This window comes from Actinomyces gaoshouyii (assembly GCF_002076915.1).
Taxonomy (GTDB): Bacteria; Actinomycetota; Actinomycetes; order Actinomycetales; family Actinomycetaceae; genus Actinomyces; species Actinomyces gaoshouyii.
Genome location: NZ_CP020468.1, coordinates 2,277,327 through 2,295,223 on the forward strand (window position 1 = coordinate 2,277,327; position 17,897 = coordinate 2,295,223).

Sequence of the window (17,897 nt, forward strand, 5' to 3'; positions counted from 1 at the left end):
TCCGTATGGGGTCAGTGGGCGCGCGGGGAGGCGGTGCAACGGATGACGATGTCGTCGCCGAGGAGGACGGGCGGGCAGTCTGGCTGGAAGCGATGGGCGCCGGCGAGGGTGGCGATACCGAGGTCGCCGACGGCGCCGCGGCCGGAGCCCAGGAGGAGGGGTGCGATGTGGACGATGAGCTCGTCGACGAGATCCGCGGCGAGGAAGGCGGTCAGCACGGTGGCACCTCCCTCGATGAGGACGTGTCCGATGCCGCGCTCGGCGAGAACAGCGAGGGCTTCGCGGGGATCGCGGGTGGGCAGGTGGAGCCAGTGGTCGTCGGCGCGCAGGGCGGCATCCGAGGGGACGGGGCGCAGGCCCATGACGCAGCGCAGCGGCTGGTGGATGGGGGACGTGGAGGCGCTGGAAGCACCCGAGCCGACGCGGGCGGTGAGGCGGGGGTTGTCGGCAGCGAGGGTGCCCGAGCCGACGAGGATCGCGCCCGCCCGTGCGCGCAGGTCGTGGCCGGAGGCTCGGGCGGCGGGGCCGGTGATCCACTGGCTGGTGCCGTCGGCGGCGGCGATGCGCCCGTCGAGGGTCATGGCGGTCTTGGCGGTGACGAAGGGGCGGCGGGCGCGGGCGCACTCGAGCCAGCGGGCGTTGAGGACGGTGGCCTCGGAGGCCAGGAGACCGCTGCGGACCTCGACGCCGGCAGCGCGAAGGGCGGCTGCCCCACCGGAGGCGGTGGGGTTCGGGTCGTCGATGGCGTGGATGACGCGGGGGATGCCAGCATCGATGATGGCCTGGGCGCAGGGCGGAGTGCGGCCGGTGTGGCCGCAGGGCTCGAGGGTGACGAGGAGCTCGGCTCGGCTGAAGTCCGCTCCGGCGTGGCGGGCGGCGTCGATGGCGTCGACTTCCGCATGGGGCGTGCCGGCGCCCCGGTGGTGGCCGACCGCGATGATCCGCCCGTCGATGAGAATGGCCGCGCCCACGAGGGGATTGGCGCCGCGGGGGCCCTGGCGGGCGGCCTCGAGGGCCGCGGACATGGCCTCGCTCTCGGCACGCGTCCAGGTCGATTCGCGCGGGTTCCCGCCTCTCACTTCCTGCTCCTCTCGGCTGCGGGGCGAGGGGAGGGCGGCGCGTTCTACGCGAGGCGCGTTGGGACGGCGGCCCCGGGTGGGGCCGATGCGGCCAGCGCGCCCATGCTCCCTCCCATCCAGACTTTCACTGTCGGCTCTGGAGTTCCACCAGATCAGCCGGTTGTCGAGCGGATCGACCACCGGGTCGCGGGCTGTGACCGCCGGTACGGAATCTCACCGTCCCCGGGACATGACGCGAACAGTCTGCCACAGGCTGTGGGAGCGCGCCATCGTGCTGTGCCGTCCGGTCGAGGCCGATGAGTGGTGTCATCGGAGCGGTTGCCATGGTCGTGCCCCGTGACGGTGTGGTGGGTGGGCGAGTTGGCCCACGCCCCGTTCGGCTGGCGGCCGATGGTCCTGCGGGTGGGGTTGCGCCGTGAGCGCCTCCCCGGCTGCGCGCACATGTGGCGCCAAGACCCCACCCGCGCCGCATCACCGGACGGCATTCAAGACCTGACCGGCCACCCACCCCCCGACATAGCGCGACAGCCCCTCCCCCGCGCCGAGCATCGACGATCGCGCTCAGGAGCGCAACGCCCGCATCGCTGTCACGGTCTTCCCCTCATCATGCTCGCGGCCCTCCTGCCGCGCTCCTCGCCCCCGCGACTTACCGACCGCTCGCCGAGCACATGACGCCGCTGCTGGCCGTGGCGTACATGGTGGTGCCGGCCGCCCTCGACGCAACCAGCACCACCACCGTCGTTCACAGCATGCAGCTCACGCAGCCCTGGACCTCGGTTCCCTCGAGGGCGGCCTGGCGCAGGCGGATGTAGTAGAGCGTCTTGATGCCCTTGCGCCACGCGTAGATCTGGGCGCGGTTGACGTCGCGGGTGGTCGCGGTATCGGGGAAGAACAGCGTGAGGCTCAGGCCCTGGTCGACGTGCTGCGTGGCCGCGGCGTAGGTGTCGATGATCTTCTCCGGGCCGATCTCATAGGCGTCCTGGTAATACTCCAGGTTGTCATTCGTCATGTAGGGCGCCGGGTAGTAGACGCGCCCGATCTTGCCCTCCTTGCGGATCTCGATCTTGGCCACGATCGGGTGGATCGAGGAGGTCGAGCCGTTGATGTAGGAGATCGAACCGGTGGGCGGCACCGCCTGGAGATTGCGGTTGTACAGGCCGTGCTCCCTGACCTTGGCGGCCAGGCGCGCCCAATCCTCGCGAGTGGGCACGTGCACGCTGGAGGCCTCGAAGATGGCCTTGACCTTCTCCGTGACGGGGACGAAGTCCTGGGTGGTGTACTTGGTGAAGAACTCGCCGCTGGCGTAGGCGGAGTCCTCGAATCCCACGAAGGTCCGGCCCCGCTCGATCGCCAGGTCACAGGAGGCGTCCAGAGCCGCGAAGAGGACGGAGGCGAAGTAGACGTTGGTGAAGTCCAGGCCCTCCTCGCTGCCGTAGAAGATGGACTCGCGCGCCAGGAAACCGTGCAGGTTCATCTGACCCAGGCCAATGGCATGGGACTCGTGGTTGCCACGGTCGATCGAGGGGACGCTGGGCAGATGCGTCTGGTCAGAGACGGCGGTCAGTCCGCGTACAGCCGTGCGGATGGTGCGCGCGAAGTCCGGGGAGTCCATGGTCTTGGCGATGTTGAGGGAGCCCAGGTTGCAGGAGATGTCCTTGCCGATATAGGCGTAGGACAGGTCCTCGTTGAGCCGACTGGCCTCGGAGACCTGCAGGATCTCGGAGCACAGGTTCGACATGACGACTTTGCCCTTGATGGGGTTGGCCTTGTTGACCGTGTCCTCGAACATGACGTACGGATAGCCGGATTCGAATTGGATCTCGGCCAGCGTCTGGAAGAAGATGCGGGCGTTGATCTTCTTCTTCTTGATCCGGCCGTCGTCCACCATCTCGCGGTACTTCTCGGTGACGTTGATATCCGAGAAGGGGACCCCGTAGACGCGCTCGACGTCGTAAGGGGAGAACAGGTACATGTCCTCGTTATTCTTGGCGAGCTCGAAGGTGATATCCGGGATGACGACGCCGAGCGAGAGGGTCTTGATGCGGATCTTCTCATCGGCATTCTCGCGCTTGGTGTCCAGGAAACGCATGATATCCGGGTGGTGCGCGTGCAGGTAGACCGCCCCCGCGCCCTGGCGGGCGCCGAGCTGGTTGGCGTAGGAGAAGGAGTCCTCCAGGAGCTTCATCACCGGGATGACGCCGCTGGACTGGTTCTCGATCCGCTTGATGGGGGCGCCCATCTCACGCAGGTTGGTCAGCAGCAGGGCGACGCCGCCACCGCGCTTGGACAGCTGGAGGGCGGAGTTGATGCCGCGGGCGATGGACTCCATGTTGTCCTCGATGCGCACGAGGAAGCAGGAGACGGGCTCGCCGCGCTGAGCCTTGCCCTCGTTGAGGAAGGTGGGGGTGGCCGGCTGGAAGCGGCCGGTCATCATCTCGTCGATGAGGTCGAGGGCGAGTCGCTCGTCGCCGTCGGCCAGGGCGAGGGCCACCATCGTGACGCGGTCCTCGAAGCGCTCCAGGTAACGCTTGCCGTCGAAGGTCTTGAGCGTGTACGAGGTGTAGTACTTGAAAGCGCCCAGGAAGGTCTCGAAGCGGAACTTGTGGGCGTAGGCGGCCTTGAAGGCGCTCTTGACGAAGGCCGGGGCGTACTTGTCGAGGATGTGCTTCTCGTAGTAGCCCTCCTCGGTGAGGTACTCGAGCTTCTCCTCGAGGTCGTGGAAGAACACGGTGTTCTGGTTGACGTGCTGGAGGAAGTACTGGCGCGCGGCGGCGCGATCGGCGTCGAACTGGATCTTGCCGTTCGCGTCGTAGAGGTTGAGCTTTGCGTTGAGCGCGTGGTAGTCGAGCTCGGGGGCTCCAGAGGGCTCCAGACCGGTGTCCGTCAGCGTGTCTGCCAAAACTGTTCCAATCCTTGTGCGACGCGATCGACGTCGGTGGGCGTGCCGAGCAGCTCGTATCGGTACAGGTAGGGCACCCCGAGCTTGTCGGCGATGATGTCCCCGGCAAGGCCGTAGGCCTCGCCGAAGTTGGTATTGCCGGACGCGATGACGCCACGGCACAGGGATCGGTTGTGCTCGTCGTTGAGGAAGCGGATGACCTGCTTGGGCACCGCCCCCTTCACGGCGCCACCACCGTAGGTCGGCACGACGAGGACGTACTCGTCGTCAACCCTCAGGGGGGACTCCTTGGGAAGGAGGGGGATCCGCTTCGTCGGGAAGCCGAGCTTCCCGACGAAGCGATGCGTGTTCTCCGAGACGGAGGAGAAGTAGACGAGGAGGGGCGCGTCAGGCACGACTCGCCGCCGCCTCAGATCGCGACGGCCTCAGCAGCCGCGACGAGGCCCTTGATCTTGTCCGGGCGGAAGCCGGACCAGTGGTCCCCACCGGCGATGACGACGGGGGCCTGGGCGTAGCCGAGGGACTTGACCTGCTCGAGGGCCTCGACATCGACGGAGATGTCCACCGTGCTGTAGGACAGGCCGGCCTTGTCCAGGGCGCGGTAGGTCGCGGTGCACTGGAAGCAGTTGGGCTTGCTGTAGACGGTGATCGGCATGGCCGGACCTTCCTCTTGATCGGAGCCCCCTGCGGCCGCCCCGGCCTCGCTGCGATGAGGAGGTTCCACGGGCGTAACCACACGGTTGTCATTCTTGGGAGGGCGCGAGTCCCTCGCAGTCCTGAACACTACCCCTGGGGGTGGGGATGGTCCACCACCCCAAGATGATGTGTCCACCACGCTGCTGTGCATAGCACTCCTCCTCCCTGTGGACAGCGGGCCTCGGCCTGTGGACAGCAGGTGGACGACGCTGCCCGACGATCCCGGCGACGATGGGGCCCGGCCCCTTCGAACCCGCGCCACCATGCTGCCGCGGGGGTCTGACACGAATCCGGGGGCGTTAGCCACAGCCGCGGGAGGCGCCGCGCGCGCGGCGCCTCCCCACCCTGGGGATCGAGATCGAAAAGTCATCTGCATCGCAGTGCGGCGTCGGCGTGTCGCCCCTCCCGCATCCCATGGCTCGGGCCGGGCTCATTCCGGACCCGGCCCATGGGATGAATTCCATGCGCCACTCTCACCGTTCTCACAGGCTCTCCATGGGATCAGGCTTTTCACTAGTCATCACCAGCCAGTTACGACACTCAGGAGTGATCCCCATGACCACCCTCTCCCTCGCCTACATGGCTGCCGACATCACCGCGCTCGGCATCCTCGTGGGCGCCCTCTACTCCCGCCGGCACCACCGCAAGGACCTCGTGGCCGCGTACATCGGCGTCAACATCGGCGTTCTGGCGGTCACCCTCCTGCTCTCGACGGCGTCTGTGGCCGCCGGCCTGGGGCTGGGCCTCTTCGGTGTTCTGTCCATCATCCGCCTGCGCTCCACCGAGCTGGAGCAGCACGAGGTCGCCTACTTCTTCGCAGCGCTGGCTCTCGGCCTCCTCGGCGGGATCCAGACCGCCCCACTGGCAATGGTCGCCGCCCTCATGGCGCTCGTCGTCGTCTCCCTGTGGATCGGCGACCACCCCTCGCTCCTGGGGCGCAACCGCCACCAGATCGTCACGGTGGACCGCGCCATCCCCAACGAAGCCGAGCTCAGGGCCCGCCTGGAGGCCCTCCTGGGCGGCACCGTCCGCAGCCTCACCGTGCAAAGCCTCGACCTCGTCGATGACACCACGCTCGTGGATGTCCGCTACACCCTCCCCAGCGCGCCCGCCCCCGCCGCCCCGGCCATCCAGCCGCGCTACGAGCCCCTCACCGCGCTGCGCTGAGCACGCCGCGCCCCACCCCACCACGACGCCCCTGAGAGGAGGGGATCATGACCGCCGCAACCACAACAGCCACCAGCCTCTCCCCGAGCACCACCCCCCTGACCCCGGTGGCGCGCACGCTCACCGGCCATCTCACCGCAGCGGCCACGCGTCCGGCCCTGAGCACGCGGGCCCTCGACGCGATCAGCCTCGACGAGCTCAACGCCACCGCGGGGCTGCTGACCCGCATGGACCGCAAGTACCTCGTGCCCATCGAGGCGGCGCAGGGCCTCCTGGACGCGCTCGCCTCAGGGATCGCGGGCAGGTCCCGAGCCCTGGAGATCAAGGGGCAGCGCTCCTTCGCCTACGCCTCGACCTATTTCGACACCCCCGACCTCGCCGCCTATCACCTCGCGGCCCGCAAGCGCAGGAGGCGCTTCAAGGTGCGCACCCGCTCATACCTCGACTCCGACCTGTGCTTCCTCGAGGTCAAGACCCGGGGGCCCCGCGGCGCCACCATCAAGGAACGCATCCCGTGGGCCCTCGACAACGCCGACCGCCTCACCCCGGAGGGGCGGGCATTCATCGCCGCTCTCCTGTTCGGCTCGGGCGTGTGCCGCGCACGGGACGGGGCTGAGCGGATCGCCGCCGCACTCACGCCGGTCATGGGCACCACCTACGAGCGCACCACCCTCCACTTGCCGCAGGCGGAGGCGCGGGCCACCATCGACACGCGCCTGGCCTGGATGCCCATGCGGGCCTCCCGGCACTCGGCCACAGGCGCGACCCGGGGAGCCGGCCGACCCGCAGGACCGCAGGCGATCATCGAGACGAAGAGCCCCGGGACACCGTCGCCCGCCGACCGCTTCCTCTGGAGCCTGGGGCACCGGCCGGCCAAGATCTCGAAGTACGCCACCGGCCTGGCCCTCCTCGAACGCGACCTTCCCGCAAATAAGTGGCACCGGGTCATCACGAACGATCTGGCCGGCGCTGCGAGGCCCCCCGAAGCGCAGGCGCACGACTGAGCCCTCGCAGCCGCGAAGGAGCAACCCCCACCCACCGCATCAAGACGCCCAGATCCCCGGCGAGTGACCGCCCCATCGCTCCGGGATCTGGGCGCACCCGTTCTTCTCCTCGATGCTCGCGCCGGATATGGCCGCCGATGCCGTGATCGGCCTGCGACCGCCCCCGCATTTTCGCAGCCGCGTCATCCGCCATTCACAGCGGCCGCATAAGCCGTCCGGGAAGCATCGGTGGTGTCACCGACCAGGACCCACCCCAACGGGTCCCCCAGAGGAGCTCATGATGAACACACCCCTGACCACCAGACGCGCCATCCGCCGAGCGGGAGGAGGCGTGGCGGCCCTGGCCTGCGCGGCACTCGTCGCCGCTTGCGGGACGAGTGCCGCCTCCATCACCGGGGCCTCCGGATCCAGCGGTTCCACGAGCTCTCACAGCTCCGGGGCGGCCGTCGGAGCCGACTCGTCAACCACCGCCTGGACCGAGATCCCCGCGGAGACGGCCTCGGCCTCCACCGGCGCGACCGCCGCGATGATCAACAGCGCCAATGCCGAGGTGGCCGCCGACTCGACCGCGGCGGAGGACGCAGGCGGCTACGACGCCTCGTCCGCGACCGCCATCACCCTGTCCGGCACCAGCGCGAGCGTGTCCGGCTCCGGGGCCTCGGGGTCGGCCGGAGCGAGCGTCGACGGCTCCACGGTGACGATCAGCGCGGCGGGCACCTACGTGGTCTCCGGTGAGCTCACCGACGGCGAGATCATCGTGGCCGCTCCGGACGCGGATGTGCGCCTCGTCCTGGCCGGCGCCACGATCACCAACGCCGACGGGGCGGCGATCGATATCCAGGACGCGGGAACCGCCGTCATCACCCTGGCCTCGGGCACCACGAACAGCCTGTCCGACGGCGCAGCCCGTGCCGATGCCTCGGACGGCGCCGCCGACGCGGCCCTGTTCTCCTCCGACACCCTGACCATCACCGGCACCGGCGGCCTCACGGTCAACGGCGGCTATCAGGACGGTATCGCCTCGAAGAACGGGCTCATCGTCACCGGCGCCCCCACGATCAACGTCACCGCCGCCGACGACGCCATCCGCGGCAAGGACTACCTGGTGATCAACTCCGGAACCATCACGGTCAGCGCCGGAGGGGACGGCCTGAAGTCCAACGAGGACAACGACATCACCAAGGGCTTCGTGCGACTCGGCGCCGCCACGATCACCGTGACCTCCGCGGACGACGGCGTGGCCGCGGCCACCGATGTCACGGTCGAGAGCACGACCCTGCAGATCACCGCGGGCGGGGGCCAGGCCAACGCCGTCGATGAGGGGAAGGGCGACCCGGGCCGGCAGCGATCCTCCAGCTCCGAGGCCACCACCCCGAGCCCCAAAGGCATCAACGCGGGGGTCTCCTTCACCCAGGACTCCGGCGCGGTCACGATCGACGCCGCGGATGAGGGCGCGCAGGCGGCCTTCGTGAACATCAACGGCGGCGCCCTGCGCATCACCTCGGGCGACGACGGCATCAACGCCTCGAGCGGCGATCACACGATCGGCGGTTACGGGGAGGTGGACTCCGAGTCGGACGACGGCTCCGTGCTGACCATCAGCGGCGGCGAGGTGCAGGTGGGCAACGCGGGCTCCGATGGACTGGACTCCAACGGCTCGGCGCATGTGACCGGCGGAACTGTCCTGGTCTCGGGCAGCGTCGGTTCCATGGATGGCGCCGTGGACGCCAATGGGGAGACCACCCTTGTCGGGGCGAGCGCGGCCACGGCGATCGCCACGGGTGACGCGGTGACGCTCACGGACTCCTCCGGGACGACGACGATGAGGGCCGCCTTCAGTGCCCCGAGTGTCACTGTCCTCGGGCTGAGCGAGGGCACCACGTACACGGTGTCGACCACGTCCGGGGGCTCGGCCTCAGTGACCGCCACCGCCCTGACGACCGGTGGCGGCCCTGGGGGCCCGGGCGGCGGCCGGGCCCCGGGGAACGCCCCGGCGGCACCTGGCAGCGGGAGCTGAGCCCTTCTCAGGAGGGAACTCGGATCCAGGCGGCGGCGTCGGCGGGCAGGATGACCTGCCCGCCGGCGCGCGCCTCAGGAGCCGCGGGGGCGACGGGGGCCTCCAGGGGCGCGGAGGCCAGGAGGACGTCGCCGGCGGGCAGGGCGACGGGGCCCTCGAAGGCGATCCAGCATTGAAGGTCGCCCCGGGCGAAGGCGAGGGCGCTGCCGCCCGTCTCCAGCCAGCGCGCTTCACGGCCTGCTTCCGCCCACGCGCTGCGCCGCAGGGCGAGGCCGGCGCGGTAGAGGGAGAGCATGGAGGAGGGTGCCGTAGCAGGCCCGGGCATGGCGGAGGATGCTGCGCCTGCTCTCCCCTCCCCATCGGCCTCCCGGATCCTCCGGGTCTCCTGGGCCTCCTGGGTCTCGATCGCGAAGGCGCCCCACCCGGCGGGCTGGGGCAGGTGGGGCTCGGCGGCACCGTCGGGGCCGAAGCCGTGGGAGCCGCCCCCTGCGGTCCATGGCAGGGGGACGCGGCAGCCGTCGCGGCCCTTCTCCTTGTCCCGCATGCGGTGGGCGATGGGGTCGGCGAGGCGGTCCTCGGGGATGTCGGGGACCTCCGGCAGGCCGAGCTCGTCGCCCTGGTAGATGTACATGGAGCCGGGCAGGGCCATCTCGACCATCGCGGCGGCGCGAGCGCGGCGGCGGCCGAGGGCGGCATCGCAGAAGGGGGCGGCGCCGTCGTTCATGAGCCAGCGGCGGGCGATGCGCTGGCCGATCCCGCCGAGGTAGTCGGGATCGCAGTCCTCGGGGGCGTCGTCGGCGGTGAGGTCGAAGCCGAGGCGGGTGGCGACGCGCGGGGTGTCGTGGCAGCCGAGCACCCAGGTGGTGGAGCCGGTGGTGGCCAGGTCCGCCAGGCCCGCCTCGATGGCCCAGCGGAAGGAGGCGGCGGTGAAGTCAGCGTCCTGGAGCTGGAAGTTGAAGGCCTGGCCGAGGCTGGCGGCGTAAGCGGCGCGGCGCGAGGGCCAGACCCCTGCCTCGGCGACGGCGAAGCGAGGCGGATCGTAGGAATCGAGGAGGGCGCGCCAGTCGCGGTAGATGGCGTGGACGGCGTCGCGGTCGAACAGGGGGTGGGAGCCGTCGGCCGGGAGGGGCCACCAGGGGATGCGCTCGAAGGGGCGGAAGGGCTCGGTCAGGTCCTTGGCCAGGCCGGGCGCGACGTCGACGCGGAAGCCGGCGACGCCGCGGTCGGCCCAGAAGCGCAGGGTGGCCAGGAAGTCGGCGCGCACCCGGGGGTGGTCCCAGTTGAGGTCGGGCTGCTCGGGGGCGAATATGTGGAGGTACCACTGGTAGGGGCGGGCCGTACCGGGGCCGGTGAGGGGACGGCCATCCGGACCGGTGTCCTCGATGCGCTCCCAGGCGGGGCCGCCGAACATGGACATCCAGTCGTTGGGGGGTTCGGTGCCTCCCTCGCCGGTCCCGGGGCGCACGTGGTAGAGGGCGCGCTCGGGGGCGTCGGGACCGCCGGCGAGAGCCGCGCGGAACCAGGGGTGGCGGTTGGAGGTGTGGTTGGGGACGATGTCCACCATGACGCGGATGCCGTGGGCGGCGAGGGTGGCGACCATGCGGTCGAAGTCCGCCAGAGTGCCGATCTCGGGGGCGACGTCGCGGTAGTCGTCGACGTCGTAGCCGCCGTCGGCCAGCGCCGAGGGATAGAAGGGGGACAGCCAGACGGCGTCGATTCCGAGGGAGGCGAGGTAGGGGGCGCGGTCAGTGATACCGGCCAGGTCCCCGATGCCATTGCCGTCGGCATCGGCGAAGGAGCGGGGGTAGATCTGGTAGACGACGGCGTCGCGCCACCAGTCGGGGTCAGGGGCCGATGCGGGCGAGGCGTCGGCGAGGGCGGCGGGGGTGTTCACGGGGCGATGGTCACGAGCCCGGCGCCGCCGATCTCACGCTGAGAGCCGCCGCGAGGTGGGGTTCAGGTGCTCGGCGATCCAGGCGGTCACGGCGTCGGGCATGTCGGGGCCGGCGGCCCAGGCCTCGCGGAAGCGCTCAACGGTCTCATCGACGACGTCGAGCACGTCCTCGTCCCCGACGCGGAGTTCCTTCTGCAGCCGGGCGAAGTGCTCACGCCCGACGTCGGCCAGCCGCGTCGCTTTGAGGAAGGGCAGCCCGAGCTCGGCATGCCCCTCATAGGCCCCTGTGCACACGAGGTCATAGGCGGGTGAGAGTTGGGCGCGACGGCCGTCGGGGTAGATGAGGGACCAGTTCTTCAGGTGGGCGTCGCCGTTGCCGACGAGCAGGTTGAAGACGGTCCTGCGCACCGCCTCCTGGAGCGAGTCGTAGTCCTGGCCACGATAAGCCAGGCCGAGGACCGTCTCGACATTGGACAGGTACTTGGCTCTCCCCGCCCCGTGGCGTCCGAGGACCTGCGCGAAGTCCTCGATGTGAATGCGTCCCGCGGGCGAGCGGTCGAAGCGGCGCACCGCGTAGGCCTGCGGCTCCTGCGAAGGCCAGGCGCCGGGGCCGAGGTCATCGACGTCGTCCCGGTGCCACAGGTCCACCTCGGGCACGTCGATCCCCACCTGACGGGCCAGGCTCATGACGGCGCGCTCATTGGCGGGCAGACCCGGGAAGGACTGGTCCGGAGTCTTGAGGATCCAGTCGCCGTCCTCGCCATGGACGGGGACGGCGAGGCGGTCCCCCTCTCGGCGCACGGAGAACTTGAGCGCCATCCCCGCAAGCGAGGCCCGGCGCGGGCCCGCGACCGGCACAGGTTCCCGCCCTGAGGTGGAGACCGCGTCATCGAAGGAGGTGTCGACTGGCTGGGCGGGGTCCAGCACGACGGACACCGCTCCCGGCAGGTCGCGGCCGATCCGCTCGAGCAGGTCCATCTCGCGGTACCCGGACACCGCCTGCTCCCGAGCGATGAGGTCGCGCAGCCTCCCCTCGGGCAGGAGGTTGGAGAACCAGGCGGGGACGCTGTTCGTGGCGTGCTGCTGCTTGCGCGGGTGGTCCTCGAACCAGCGCCCCAGGACCATCCGGTGGGGGCGGTCCCAGTAGTCGGCGTCGAAGACGAACTTCGTGAAATCCCCCCGGCGCTGGAGTGAGCCCACGTGCTTGCCATGGAGGAGGACCGCGTAGACAGCCTCGTTCATGCGCCGACCTCGGCGTCGTCGACGATGTAGTCCTCCAATGGCGGGGTGTCCTCCTGGTCCCAGGCGGTTCGCACAGCCACGAAGCGATGCAGATGCTCGGCAAGAAGGTCGCCCCGAAGCCGGATCGCCTCAGCACCGTCGTTGTTCTGCAGGCATGCGACGATTCCCTCGGTCAGGAGGAGGGAGCCCAAGCGCTTGACGTCGCCGCCCAGGAACTCCATGACTTCCCGTCGATCCAGCCCTGAGATCATCCGGTTCGCCGCCACTGGAACGCCCCCGGCAAGAGTATCGGCCGGCACAAGCTCCGTAAGGGCGGGGCTCGGCGTACTGCTGGACACCAGCATATCCGCGAGGGCCTCAACCGTCAGGGGCTCGCCTGTGCGCAGATCGGTGGGCTCAAGGCTCCACAGCGCACTGGCGATGACCTTGGAGTCGGAGCGATTGGCCCGGAACACGCTCAAGTCCGGCAATGGCGCCTCGTGCTCCAGGCGGGCCGCTGCGAGAAGGCGCTGGATAGAGTCCGACTCCTGATCCACCACGAGGCAGGCGGCCATGCTCCGCAGATCGGTCTGCGATCCGCTGATCCCGAGCTCGTCGGCGCCCACGCTCGTGCGCCACAGCCAACGGCCGAGCAGATCGAGGTTGCGATCATGCGGGCTGGGGAAGAGCGCGAAGAAGCGGGTGAGGACCAGCAGTTGGAATCGGAAGGGCAGGAAGGTCCAGTGCGGAACGCCTTCCTCCTGGAGGAAGCGGACAGCGGCGAGCAGCGCCGCCTCCGTGCCCCGGTACGCCTCCTCCTCGCTCTCGTCTGGGAAGTCGCTCACCCGGCGTCGGGAGTCGGAGAACTCACCGTGAAGATCCCGGGTGATATCCGTGTGCCGACGCACGAGGAGCGCCTGGACGACTGCGGCGCCGGGAAGCAGACCGAAACTCGTTCGGGAGGCGACAGAGGCCCGTATGCCTTCAATGGTCAGCCCCTTGCCCGGTCCTCCGTGAAGCGCGTCGAATACCTCGGCGTCGCTGAGCGGCTTGCCTCGATTGTTGATGCGGTCGAAGACCTCCCTCAAGATGCTCTCATCAGCGTCATCCATGATGGTCGCCGCGATCTTCGCGCTAGTCAGCCGGGTGACCGCCTTCTGGAGGCGGTCGGCCGCCTCTGCCGCCTCAGGATGATCCCCCAGCCAGGCGAGTGCCCGGCCGAGGTCGAACAGGTCGGGAAGGGGGACCACGGAGTCCTCCTCCGGATCGCGCCGCCGCACTACCTTCCCGGTCTTGAGGGAATACCCCAGGGCGAAGCGTCGATCACGGCCGCCGTCCGGGTCCACCGCGTTGACGAGACTCGTGATGCGCTGCTGGCCGTCGACCACCCACAGGGCATCGGGCACCTCCGAGGCTTCGACGTCGAGCGCGCCGATCCGCAGGCGAGCGGCCTCGGCCGGCCGCTTCCACAGCAGGAGGCTGCCCACGGGGAAGCCTCGCAGGAGCGAGTCGAATAAGTCGAGGACGTCCTTGGTCTCCCACCGGAAGGAGCGCTGGAACTCGGGCACGCGGATGCGCCCCGCGCGCGCAAGGGCGTGCAACTCACCGATGGTGTAACTCTCCGCCCGGGAGATCGCCTGGAACTCGTCCATGCGCCCATCATGCCAGGCCGCACCAACACGATTTCGGGCGATGGGCCACGCCCCGACTGAGCGCGTCGAGTTCCTAGGTGTGGTGACGAGTTCGGCGGGCGGGGGACAGGCTCGTCACCAAAAGCACGAAGTCGCAATGGAGCGGGCCGGGCAGGGGAGCGCTGCCCATGACGATCACCCCGTTCCCACTGACGATGACCATGTCCAGGTCGAGCAACGCCCCCCACCGAAGCCACGGGCGCCCGCCGCCTCTCGGGACAGCGGGCGCGTCGGTGCGGCGTCAGTGCGGCTCAGCGCACCCAGGCGCCCGAGGCGTCGAGGAAGTACCACTTGCCGCCGTCGGCGATCCAGCCGGTGGCCATGGCACCACTGGCCTTGAGGTAGTACCAGTGACCGCCCGTGGCGATCCAACCGGTGCGCATCGCGCCCGACGCATCCATGAAGTACCAGCTCCCGCCGTCGGCCACCCAGCCCGTGGCCATGGCACCACTGGCCTTGAGGTAGTACCAGTGACCGCCCGTGGCGATCCAACCGGTGCGCATCGCGCCCGACGCATCCATGAAGTACCAGCTCCCGCCGTCGGCCACCCAGCCCGTGGCCATGGCCCCGCTGGGGCGCAGGAAGTACCAGTGACCGCCGATGAAGTGCCAGCCGGTGACCTTGGTGCTCGTGGACGGGTCGATGTAGTGCCAGATCGAGCCCGAGCGGACCCAGCCAGTCGCCTGGGAGGCGGCGGGCACGGGGCGCCCCGGGGCTGCGACGGCTGCCGGCCTGGAGCCGGAGAAGGAGTTGCTCGACGCCCCCACCTGCGAGCCGGCGGCCGGCGTCAGAGCGCCGACGTTCGCAGGGTTGCGATAGAGCGCGAAATTCTGGGTGGCGTACCAGGAGCGAGTGGCACTGTCATAGTGGACGGCAATGCCGATATGGGTGAAGGACGGGTCGAGCATGGCTCCCAGATGGCCCGGGGAATGCAGCCACTGATTGAATAGCGAGTACCCCTGGTTGCCATTCTTGTGGCCGTAATAGTACTGCCAGGCGATATTCTCGGATCCACCGCCCCAGCCGGAAGGATACAGATCCCAGAAGTTCTCCGGGGCACCCTTCTCGGTGATGTGGTGCTGGAATCCCTTGGGCAGATTATTCGATCCCACGCCGTAGGAGGCCATATGGGCGCTCCAGTCACGCGCGACGGTGTCGAGCTTGACCGCGCGCTTGACCGGGTTCAGCCCCTGCTCGACACGGAGCTGGTTGACGCGGTCGAGGATCTGCTGCTCGTAGACGGCTATGGCGGAGAGCGACCACCCCAGCGCGTCATCCTCGGCGACCGTTCCCTCGGGGACATCGTTGACGGAGGACGAGACCGTGACCTTCTTGGCGGCGGATCCCTCCCCCGAGATCACCGTGGTGGCTCGATGATCCTTGGGATTGGTCTGGCTGGGATCCGACACGACGGGGGCGGACAGAGCTCCGACCGTCCCCGGGGTGTCGGCGAAGCCCAGTGGATCCCCGTAGTTCTGGACGCATGGCAACGAGCCGCCGCGCGAGCCATCCACGGGCATGATCGAGGCCGTCGCACCCGGCACCACCGCCAATCCCAGGAGAATTGCGGAGGCGAGCGCGGTTACCAGTCGCGATCCACGAGACGCGACGTGCTGGGATTCTTTCAAGGAGGAAGACATGGGGATCTCTCGGGAAGGGATGGCAGGGGCAGGGGCAGGGGCAGGGGCAGGGGCAGGGGCAGGGGCAGGGGCAGGGAGAGGATGGGAGGAGCGGTCGCAGGGAACCGGAGTCCTGAACTCCAGGCGATCGGGCGAGGACGATGCTAGCAGCGCCCCGGCAGCCTGAACATCGAGATTTCCCCGTGATGGCGCCGGTCGGGATAACGAATCATCGACGGCGCCCGACGACATTCCTGTCACGCCCATTCATCGCGGGGCGGACTCGTATTCGTCACGGTTCGCCGATGACCTGGTCCGGCACCGGGGCCACTGCGGGAACGCGAGCGCGCCGCGGGGATATCCCCGACCGCGCCCCGTGACCGCGGTGAGACCGGGAGGACGCGATGGCGCCCGGCGACTCGCCCTTTCACAGGGCCCGGCACCGGGCGCCATCGTGATTCTTCCGCAACGGCCACGAGACCGGAGAGCGACGGGAGAGCCGCGCGGTGCCCGCCCGGGGCGCCGCGCGGCTCGGGCGGGCGCTCAGTCGGTGGCGCGCACGAGCCACCAGGCGGCGTAGGGCGGCACGGGGACCATGCCGTCGCCGTCGCCCTCGAGAGTCGCCGTACCCGCCGGGATCGTGTCCGTCAGAGCGTCGACGGCGCCGAGCACACCGTGCTCCGCCAGCCGCCAGGCGGGGATCCTCCTCCAATCCGGAGTCACGTTGTACACGCCCACAAAGCTGCCCAGCGGGTGGTCGCGGAAGGTGACGAGCACGCCGTCGTCATCCAGGGGGGCCACCTGCGTGCGCACATCAGCGCTGAGCACGGGCAGGGAGGCGCGAACCCGTCCCATGTGGGCGAGGTCGGTGAAGACGCGGCCCTCGATGGTTGAGCGGTCCCAGCGGCCGGCCATGAGGCGCTCATCGAGGCGGGGGCGGCCCGCCCAGCGGGAATCGGTCTCGTGGCCGGGCTCAGTGTCCCAGTTGGGGTCGTTGAACTGGGCCAGCTCGTCGCCGGACCAGATGACGGGGACGCCGCCCCATCCGTAGAGGATCGCGTTGGCCATGCGCAGGGCGTTGATGCGCTCCTCGCGCCACCGCCGCAGGGAGTCGACCTCGTGCTCGGGGGTGAGGTCGTTGATCCCCTCCCAGGCCTCGGCCACGGCCTCCAGGCCGATGAGCGAGGCGGCGGTGCCCGAGATGCGGCGGTCACCGGTGGCCGGGTTGTGCTGGAAGACCAGGCCCCGCGCGTCGGAGAGCGGGTAGAGGCCCGCGTACCAGTCGGACAGGAAGGCTCGGTGCCAGTAGCCGGACAGGCCCACGGCATCGGCGTCGCCGTCGTCGATCGCCCAGCCGATGTCATCGTGGCAGCGCAGGTAGGTGATCCAGGTGGAGCTGGGGGACTCGGCGGGGAGGTGGCGCAGGGCGTGGGCGCCGAGCACCGCGTTGCGCGCCGCGAGCATGGACCAAACCTGCACCATGAGGGAGTTGTGGTAGGCGAGATCGGAGACCTTGTTCGTGTACCGGCCCTGACCGAGGTACTGAACGAGCTCCGTGGGGGCGACGATCGCCTCGGCCTTGAGGATGATGGCGGGGCAGGCGACCCGGGTGATGGCGCGCAGCACCTGGGTGATGGCGTGGACCTCGGGCTGGCCCTGGCAGTCGGTGCCCTTGCGCTTGATGGTGAAGGCGATGGCGTCCAGGCGCAGCACCTCGACGCCGCGGTTGGCCAGTTCCAGGATGATGGAGACGAATTCCTCCATGACGTTGGCGTTGCGCCAGTTGAGGTCCCACTGGAAGGAGTTGAAGGTGGTCCACACCCAGGAGTCGAGTTCCTCGTTCCAGGTGAAGTTGCCGGGGGCGAAGTCCGGGAACACCTCCGGCAGATCGCGCTCGTACTCGTCGGGCTCGACTCGGTCGGGGAAGAGGAAGAAGTAATCCTGGTAGCGCTTCTCCCCCGCCCGGGCGCGCCGGGCCCACTCGTGCTCGGCCGCCACGTGGTTGAGGACGAGGTCAACGACGAGGCTCATGCCCTCCCCGCGCAGGGAGCCCGCCAGGTGCTCGAGGTCGTCCATGGTGCCCAGGTCCGGGCGGACGGAGCGGTAGTCGGCGACGGCGTAGCCGCCGTCGGAGTCCCCGGGGCGGGGGGTGAGCAGCGGCATGAGGTGGAGGTAGTTGACGCCGAGCTCGCGCAGGTAGGGGATGCGGTCCTCGACGCCGCGCAGGTTCCCGGCGAAGCGCTCGGTGTAGCAGGCGTAGCCGATGCGCGAGGGGTCCTGGATCCAGGAGGGGTTGAGCATGCGCTGAAGGTCCAGGTGGCGCAGCTCGGGGCTCCGTTGGGCGTAGGCGGCCGCCGCCTCGGTCAGCAGGATCGTGGCCGCCCGGGTCGCCGCGGGCTCGCCGTAGAGGGTGACCAGGCCGTCGATGACATCGGGGTACCAGCGCTCCAGGCGGGTCGTGAAGATCTCCTGCTCCGTGGGGCTGAGCCCTACCAGGGGGGTGGCGATGGCCCGGGACACCTCGTCGGGGATGCCGACGGGCGGGGTGGGAACGGGCTGTGTCTCGGGGGCGCGGCGCTGGGAGCTCATGTGATCATGATCCCCCACTCC

At 69.6% G+C, this 17,897-nt stretch carries 11 protein-coding genes, 1 pseudogene and 1 riboswitch; of the genes and pseudogenes, 3 read left to right on the forward strand and 9 right to left on the reverse strand.

Annotated elements, in window-relative coordinates:
- Window positions 1-11 precede the first annotated feature (11 nt).
- From ribD to nrdH, 4 genes are all read right to left on the reverse strand, one after another.
- Complete coding sequence (gene ribD / locus B6G06_RS09655; RefSeq protein ID WP_240494058.1) at window positions 12-1,079, reverse strand: bifunctional diaminohydroxyphosphoribosylaminopyrimidine deaminase/5-amino-6-(5-phosphoribosylamino)uracil reductase RibD; 1,068 nt, start codon at window positions 1,077-1,079, stop codon at window positions 12-14.
- 100 nt (window positions 1,080-1,179) lie between these two features.
- Window positions 1,180-1,312: riboswitch (FMN riboswitch) on the reverse strand.
- 509 nt (window positions 1,313-1,821) lie between these two features.
- Window positions 1,822-3,978: a class 1b ribonucleoside-diphosphate reductase subunit alpha gene (gene nrdE / locus B6G06_RS09660; protein ID WP_081172039.1), complete on the reverse strand. Its 2,157-nt coding sequence runs from the start codon at window positions 3,976-3,978 to the stop codon at window positions 1,822-1,824.
- Complete coding sequence (gene nrdI, locus B6G06_RS09665; RefSeq protein WP_081172041.1) at window positions 3,963-4,373, reverse strand: class Ib ribonucleoside-diphosphate reductase assembly flavoprotein NrdI; 411 nt, start codon at window positions 4,371-4,373, stop codon at window positions 3,963-3,965. The genes nrdE and nrdI overlap by 16 nt, the downstream gene beginning before the upstream one ends.
- A gap of 14 nt (window positions 4,374-4,387) precedes the next feature.
- Window positions 4,388-4,633, reverse strand: coding sequence for a glutaredoxin-like protein NrdH (gene nrdH / locus B6G06_RS09670; RefSeq protein ID WP_080462258.1), 246 nt, complete (start codon window positions 4,631-4,633; stop codon window positions 4,388-4,390).
- 596 nt (window positions 4,634-5,229) lie between these two features.
- Here nrdH and B6G06_RS09675 point away from each other — a divergent pair.
- The 3 genes and pseudogenes from B6G06_RS09675 to B6G06_RS09685 all read left to right on the forward strand — a co-directional run.
- Window positions 5,230-5,802 (forward strand): annotated as a pseudogene (locus B6G06_RS09675) (DUF4956 domain-containing protein); the annotation flags it as partial.
- A gap of 86 nt (window positions 5,803-5,888) precedes the next feature.
- Window positions 5,889-6,845 carry a polyphosphate polymerase domain-containing protein gene (locus tag B6G06_RS09680; protein ID WP_081172045.1) on the forward strand — a complete coding sequence of 319 codons (957 nt, stop codon included), beginning with the start codon at window positions 5,889-5,891 and terminating at the stop codon, window positions 6,843-6,845.
- Between the two features lie 277 nt (window positions 6,846-7,122).
- Window positions 7,123-8,862 carry a carbohydrate-binding domain-containing protein gene (locus tag B6G06_RS09685; protein WP_229657827.1) on the forward strand — a complete coding sequence of 580 codons (1,740 nt, stop codon included), beginning with the start codon at window positions 7,123-7,125 and terminating at the stop codon, window positions 8,860-8,862.
- 7 nt (window positions 8,863-8,869) lie between these two features.
- Here B6G06_RS09685 and B6G06_RS09690 read toward each other — a convergent pair whose 3' ends face one another.
- From B6G06_RS09690 to B6G06_RS09710, 5 genes are all read right to left on the reverse strand, one after another.
- A complete protein-coding gene (locus B6G06_RS09690) occupies window positions 8,870-10,756 on the reverse strand; it encodes a glycoside hydrolase family 13 protein (protein ID WP_081172047.1) in 1,887 nt (628 codons plus the stop codon).
- Between the two features lie 33 nt (window positions 10,757-10,789).
- Entirely contained in the window at window positions 10,790-11,998 is a 1,209-nt protein-coding gene (locus B6G06_RS09695) for a type II toxin-antitoxin system HipA family toxin (RefSeq protein WP_081172049.1), read from the reverse strand.
- Complete coding sequence (locus B6G06_RS09700) at window positions 11,995-13,629, reverse strand: DUF262 domain-containing protein (RefSeq protein WP_081172051.1); 1,635 nt, start codon at window positions 13,627-13,629, stop codon at window positions 11,995-11,997. The genes B6G06_RS09695 and B6G06_RS09700 overlap by 4 nt, the downstream gene beginning before the upstream one ends.
- 290 nt (window positions 13,630-13,919) lie before the next feature.
- Window positions 13,920-15,308, reverse strand: coding sequence for a CAP domain-containing protein (locus B6G06_RS10575; RefSeq protein WP_081172054.1), 1,389 nt, complete (start codon window positions 15,306-15,308; stop codon window positions 13,920-13,922).
- Between the two features lie 522 nt (window positions 15,309-15,830).
- A complete protein-coding gene (locus B6G06_RS09710) occupies window positions 15,831-17,876 on the reverse strand; it encodes an alpha-amylase family protein (protein ID WP_080462265.1) in 2,046 nt (681 codons plus the stop codon).
- Window positions 17,877-17,897: the final 21 nt, after the last annotated feature.